A 6,466-nucleotide genomic window follows, 5' to 3' on the forward strand; every position below is an offset into this window, starting at 1 on the left:
ATAAATAAGTTCCCACTTTTCTGGGATGGTACCGCTTTTTTGTCAGTAAATAAAAAAAGAACCGTTGCCACACTCCCATGCTGCTAGGATTTCTGCTTTCCTAACGGTTGGATTGCGGCAACTGGTTCGTTATTTTTTTATTTCGTCTTTTTGAAAATTTTCAGTAAATATTCAGTCGGCCATTAGAAATTGCTGACTTACGCCAAAGCGCCCATTGGATCCCAAGGTGCCAAGACCGTTGGTTCTGCTTCAAAGGCAGCCAATTGTTCTGCTGTCAGGAATTCTTTGCGAACCACGATTTGATAGGTGTATTCATCCATCCATGCATCGCTCATGACGAAGAAGCCATTCGTTCCGACTTTTTCCCCCCAGCTGTTTTCGACTTTCCATTTGGTTGATTCGCCATCGATCAAATCAACACCGGTCAAGACCATCGCATGGGTCATTAAGCTTTCGCCAAAATCTAAGCGTTCTGCTTTGGTCATCGTAAAGTCGATATCAAATAAGTCATTGATATCATAGGCATCTAATGCCATGATCCCAGTATCTCTGGTAGAAGATTGACCGACATCACAACCGAACCACACGGACTCCCCTTGTTCCAATTGAGCGATCGCTAATTTTTTGAAGGTCGGCATATCGACGTTCAAGTATTTGACTTCTTTGCCGCCAACCACGTTGCCTAGCATTTCTACGGTATACGATTGATTGTAAGGCTTGTCGGCAGTTGGTGCGTTGATGATACTGACATAATCGTCAAGGTCCACCCCGACATATTTTTCATAAAAGCTTTGTGGTGTTAAGTTGCGATCAATGTGATAGTTTTTGTCTTCATCACGGTATTCAAAATCAAAGGTTTCTGGCGGTGTGCCTAAAGAAGTCGCTAAGAAACGATAAATGTCTTCCAACATCGCTTCTTTGGCTGTTTGGATGTCTTCAGCTGTTTTGCCTTCTGCTACTAGCTGACGCAAAGCAACCGCATCTTTACGCAGTTTTTTGTTTAAGTAATTGTTTAGATCACGAGAATTAGAAGAGTTGCTGCTTTCTGGCATGACCGTTTTTGGCACAACACCATATTTTTGGAAAATCGAAACGATCATGTCCCATTGCCCACCATCTTGTTGTGGGGTTTGCAATAAGAAAGCAACTTTGCGACTTGTTAAAGGTTCGTTAGCAGTTGCTAAAATATTTTCATAGAAATAGTTGGCTTTTTCGTATTTGTCCCAAAAGAAGGTATGGTTTTGCGACAATTCAAATTCTTTTAAATTGAAATCATTCAACATCTTATGACGGAATGTATTCAATGCGGCAAACATCCAGCAGCGGCCTGATTGTTTTTGGTTTGAGACTTTCCCTGTTGTCACATCGACTGAGAAAACCGGCACATTGTTGACTTTTGCTAACACGTTTTCTGCAGAAGCGGTGATCCCATTTTTCACAACACTCCGTTGCAGTGCCGTTTGTTTATTATTGTCTTGATACGCTTGCGCAAAGGCAGCGGTGGTCTTTTTTGAAATTTCTGACATATTTCTTCATCCTTTCACTTTCCGTTCCTTCCATTTTACGCCTCTGCCTCTCAAATAACAACCGCTCCTAGAAAAATGAAAGGATCATCTTTCTAAGAGCGGTTGCTCGTATCAAGGATTTAAAGGGTTAGCATCAAAAGCAAAAAGCCAAGTAAAACAAAGGATAGTCCTCGTTCAAATCGTGCATACAGGAAGCGGATCGGGCGGCTAGCTAGCAAGATCGTCAGTAAAACACTGGCTAACACCAACGTCACAAAGCCTAATACCGACAGATTCAAGTCGGTGATGGCTAATGCCCGCAAGCCCTTGATGAAGATCCCCTGTAAAAGATAGACCAGCAGTGTGTTTTTGCCCCACTTCGTAAAAAACAGGTGCTCTCTGGGCACGAGGCTCAGAAAACCGATGATCCCCATCAGCCCGATCACGAAAAAGACCGCACGCAAGGGACCGCCGAACAACTGATAGCTCAAGTAATCGTCATAAGGCTTGGAACCAAAAACCATGTACTTGTTCATCCCATGAAAAAACGCGATAAAGGTGTAGATGATCGGTAGGAAAAGCAAACTGATGGTTCGAATCTTTGGTTTCAATAAAAAGCGCATCTCATTTTTGGGAAAATAAAACCCGATAATGAAAAACGGCAAAAAGACAAAGGTCCGCTGCAAGGTCAACACTTGATTTAAAAACGGCACGTAGCCAGCAAAGATGCTCAAGCCAATACTCAGCAGGATCGCCTGCTTTTTGGACATTTTTTGAAAGATCAACAGCGAGAGCTGCCAAAAGAACATGCTAAGCAAAAACCAAAGTGCCCATTGCGGATTCAACAGTTGGATTTTTAGCGACTCCCGTAGACCGATCAACCAGTAATAGACGGTGTAAAACACCTGAAAGAAGACATAAGGCAGCAAGAACTTTTTCATCAACTCACGAAGCTTGTGTCCCTTCGTCAACGGTTTGGCAAAGTACCCAGCCAGAAAAACAAAAGCTGGCATGTGGAAAGTGAAGATAAAATAATATAGGTCATGATAAAACTTCTGATCGCCGATAAAAGGCTGCAGCAAGTGACTGAAGACGACCAAGATCATCAGTAAAAATTTTGCATTATCAAAGTAAGCCGTTCTTTGCGATTGGCTCATAAAAAGTTCCTCCTCTAAGTTGTATCTGTCAAAGGATACCTGATCCATGAAACAGAACTGTAACAAGCTATTTACTTTTTTCTAACGATTCTTGTTCATTTGATTACCAGTTGCTATTTTGTATAGTTTGTATTAATATATATAATACAAAGGAGCTGTTTTCGATGATATTTGATATTCAAACCCAAAGCAACCAACCCATCTACCAGCAGTTGCGGGAAAAGATCATTGTCGGTATCGCAAAAGGCGATTTGGCCGCTGGCGAATTGCTGCCATCCGTCCGTCAATTAGCCGAAGAGATCGGCATCAATACCATGACGATCTCAAAAGCCTACAATTCCCTCAAAGAAGAAGGCTTGTTAGTCACAGATCGCCGCAAAGGAACCGCCGTTGCCGCGCCACCACCGTTTACTTCCGGACAAGAAGCGGAGTATCGCCAAAACTTACAGCTACAGCTAGCAACCGCTCTCTTACACGGCAAAAGCAAGCAAACGCTTTTAACGGATGTTCAACAACTTCTGGACCAATTTCCTGAAAGGAATGAATGCAAATGACTTATCTTTTTTTCATTATTGCCCTCGTCCTCTGTGGGACGACCGCATTTGGTTTACGCTTGATCAGTAAACCCCACAAAAATGTTTTACTCGAAAATACCCTTGCCCCTGAGCATCTGGATAATCCTAGCGTCCACAGCTTGATCACAGAATTTCGCAAGCGTATCTTACAAATCGTTGGTACATTTAGTGTAGCAAGTCTCCTTTTTTTGTTCAATTTATCTGACTCCATCATCCTTACCCTGTTCTGGCTTTATATAGCCGCTTTGCTGGGGACAGCTTACTTGGTGCAAGTACATTACATCGGAAAAATGCGGCAATTGATCCTTACCAATGGATGGGAACTACCCATCGATCCGATTCGGATCGATACGAAACTCGTTCAAACCAAAAATAAGCGGATGCTGCCGTGGTATAGCCTCGTTCCTGCGGGGATTTTGTTGATGATCAGTTTGTACCAAGCATGGCAGTTGCCTGATCTTTCTACAGGATACTTGATGGGCGGTGTCTCCTTAGCAATTTTTGCGCTGTTCCTCTATCTCTGGGTGATCATCAGCCGCTTACCCGTTCGCGGGATCAGCGGTGATTCAGCTATCGACCAGCACATCAATGATTTAACAAAGCGCTATTGGTCCTTATTGATCGCTGTCACTTGTACCATTACACTGCTCTTATTGACTGTCCCGCTGGCGTCCATGTCCGCCACTGGAGCATTCAGTACTATCCTCTTAGTGCTCTTTGTTGTTTTGGTGGTTTTCTTGATCGTCTTTACCTTCTTCTTATTGCTTGATCTGCGTAAAAAACAAGATCAGCTCTTAGAACCAGCAGCACAACCGCGCTATTATGGCGAAGATGCTTACTGGCGATATGGTTTTTACATCAATCCTAATGATGCGCGTCTGTTCGTTCCTGACCGTGTTGGGATGAATATCGGCATCAATTTAGGCAAACGCAGCGGACAAATCGTCGCAGGTATCACCGCGGTCTTCTTACTTGTGTTAATGATTGGGACCATCATTCCCATGTACCGCTTAGATTTCGCTCCTGATGCGATCACCGGCGAAGTGCAAGGACAAGAAGTCACCTTCAATGCACCAATGACCGGGAAAACTACGGTCTCTTTGGCAGATATAGAGACAGTGGAATTGATCGAAACATTGCCGTCTCCTCGTGTTCGTACCATGGGTGTAGGAACCGCCAGTTACCAAATCGGTCAGTTTACCGTTGCCGGCGAACCTGCCAGAATGTTTGTCGACACGAAGGTGACGCCCATTTTAAAAGTCACTACTAACGATGGCCCAACTGTTTTTTACACAAATAAAAAAGCCGCCGAAACGACGGATTTATACGAGGAACTATTACAGAAGATTTCCTCAGCGGAGTGAGTGTTCTGGAGAAAAAACTGGGGAACCCATTATCCCCAGGCTATCGACAACCAACAAAAGAACGGACTCTTTCCAACAAAAAAACGACCTTCCGAAACGAAGGTCGTTTTTGATACTCCGGCAGTAGGACTCGAACCTACGACATCATGATTAACAGTCATGCGCTACTACCAACTGAGCTATGCCGGAAGAATCTATCTGTACTATACCAAATAGTCAGATAATTTAGCAAGAGCAAAAATCAATTTTTTGATCCTTTTTTTCAAGAAAATCCCCTTTTAGAAACTTACCTTCCCGCAAAGCGTTTTTCTCAAGAAATATCCGAAAATCTCATTGACAAAGTAGCGCCTTTACGGTATTCTATATCTTGTGTTAAATAACACGCCGCTTTAGCTCAGTTGGTAGAGCGCATCCATGGTAAGGATGAGGTCGACGGTTCAAGCCCGTCAAGTGGCTTTGGTAGGACAACGTTTGTCGAACGTTGTCTTTTTTTGTACATCTCATTCCCAATATATAGCGATAATTTCTAAAGTTAACAATTCGTATTGCCTCTAATTACTTGCGATATACAAAAGAAATAAGATCGTAAAACCCAATAGTACGAAAGATACAACTGCTTTCACCATTCTCGCTGCATCTTTAAATTTGAACAAGAGCGTATAAAGATTGATAAAGTAACTGATCAACAGGACTGCTTCTTGCGAATATTCCTTCACTTGGATCAAGCCTAACCATATACTCAGCAAAAGAATCGAAAAAACAACCAAATAGTTTTCTGCAACACGCTTCATTTCATTCTCCTTTCCAATGATAGACACTTGCAACCAGCTGAATCATGGAAACTCAGTAAATTATCAGTCCCTCTCTCCAATACTTTTCCTACATCCTTTGCTTATTAAAAGTGTAACAAACTTTCTTTTCTAACGGTCAACCTAGTTCAATTTACATAAATATTTTTTTGATAAAACGACGAAAAGACGTTTTCAATCGTTACTCACAGCTCCATTTTAGGCACTTCTTTTTTACAACAAAAAACCCGCTCTCCTAAAGCTAAGAGAGCAGATTTTTCAACTAAACTGAATTTTTTTGAAAGGAGATGCTTGATGCTGACTTAAAAAATAACATATTTTTCCGTTTAATTTAAATTTTTACTTCACGACCAGCACCGTACATTTCGAATGATTAACGACATAATCGGTGGTTGAGCCCACGACAGCTCGGGTCAATGTGCCTTTACCAGTTGCACCGATAACGATCAAATCAATTGGATACAATTCAGTCGCTGCATGAATGATAAAACGTTTTGGATCACCGACTTCAACGATCACCTCAACATCTTCCACCCCATGTTGATTGGCATCATAGATTTTTTTCAACATATCCGTTTCCACACGTAATTTTTCTTGATCAAAAATTTTCGCAAAAGCATAGGCACTTGTGGATAACTCAGCATTGTTGATAACAGAGAGGACATACAATTTGGCTTTGTTCCTACGGCAAATCGCGAGTGCTTCTTGGAACGCTTTTTCTGACTGATCCGACCCATCTAAGGCTACAAGTACATTTTGAGAATTACGTAACATCCAAATCGCCTCCTTTTCTTTATTTTACCACAAAAAATGGAAGCGTTACAAAAAAGGACGAGGTCTACTCTTAAGAGACCTAAAACTTCCTTTAAGATTTGTGAAGGTCCTTACTTGGTTCCGCAATTATGCAGTAAAATAAGAAGAACAATGATTCGAGGTGAAAGAAATGCGCTCTTTTTTCCATGCTGCAGTCACTGTGCTCTTGTACTTAGGGCTTTTCTTGCTGATAATCGGTATTATCGCCTTTTTCTTGCTAAAACTTTAAGCTTGGTTTGTTGA

The 6,466-nt window shown here is 41.9% G+C and carries 6 protein-coding genes and 2 tRNA genes; 3 read left to right on the forward strand and 5 right to left on the reverse strand.

Translation table 11 applies throughout. The annotated features are described in order from the left end of the window. Window positions 1–197: 197 nt before the first annotated feature. Both IGI89_RS01890 and IGI89_RS01895 read right to left on the reverse strand, forming a co-directional pair. On the reverse strand, window positions 198–1,526 hold the full coding sequence (locus IGI89_RS01890) for an aminopeptidase C (protein WP_005237538.1): 1,329 nt from the start codon (window positions 1,524–1,526) through the stop codon (window positions 198–200). A 119-nt stretch (window positions 1,527–1,645) separates the two neighbouring features. Beyond that, window positions 1,646–2,662: an acyltransferase family protein gene (locus tag IGI89_RS01895; protein ID WP_438735228.1), complete on the reverse strand. Its 1,017-nt coding sequence runs from the start codon at window positions 2,660–2,662 to the stop codon at window positions 1,646–1,648. A gap of 164 nt (window positions 2,663–2,826) precedes the next feature. Between IGI89_RS01895 and IGI89_RS01900 the strand changes: the two genes are divergently transcribed. Both IGI89_RS01900 and IGI89_RS01905 read left to right on the forward strand, forming a co-directional pair. Further along, entirely contained in the window at window positions 2,827–3,216 is a 390-nt protein-coding gene (locus IGI89_RS01900) for a GntR family transcriptional regulator (protein WP_438735230.1), read from the forward strand. Further along, entirely contained in the window at window positions 3,213–4,601 is a 1,389-nt protein-coding gene (locus tag IGI89_RS01905) for a hypothetical protein (RefSeq protein ID WP_438735231.1), read from the forward strand. The genes IGI89_RS01900 and IGI89_RS01905 overlap by 4 nt, the downstream gene beginning before the upstream one ends. Window positions 4,602–4,716: 115 nt before the next feature. On the opposite strand, the gene IGI89_RS01910 is transcribed toward IGI89_RS01905, so the two are convergent. Then, window positions 4,717–4,790, reverse strand: a tRNA-Asn gene (locus IGI89_RS01910). 194 nt (window positions 4,791–4,984) lie between these two features. Here IGI89_RS01910 and IGI89_RS01915 point away from each other — a divergent pair. Next, window positions 4,985–5,057, forward strand: a tRNA-Thr gene (locus tag IGI89_RS01915). Between the two features lie 95 nt (window positions 5,058–5,152). On the opposite strand, the gene IGI89_RS01920 is transcribed toward IGI89_RS01915, so the two are convergent. Further along, on the reverse strand, window positions 5,153–5,392 hold the full coding sequence (locus IGI89_RS01920; RefSeq protein ID WP_438735233.1) for a hypothetical protein: 240 nt from the start codon (window positions 5,390–5,392) through the stop codon (window positions 5,153–5,155). A gap of 357 nt (window positions 5,393–5,749) precedes the next feature. Continuing rightward, window positions 5,750–6,184 carry a universal stress protein gene (locus IGI89_RS01925; protein WP_005237544.1) on the reverse strand — a complete coding sequence of 145 codons (435 nt, stop codon included), beginning with the start codon at window positions 6,182–6,184 and terminating at the stop codon, window positions 5,750–5,752. Between the last annotated feature and the right edge of the window lie 282 nt (window positions 6,185–6,466).

Source organism: Enterococcus sp. AZ141 (genome assembly GCF_051714385.1).
In the GTDB taxonomy this organism is placed as follows: Bacteria; Bacillota; Bacilli; order Lactobacillales; family Enterococcaceae; genus Enterococcus_D; species Enterococcus_D entomosocium.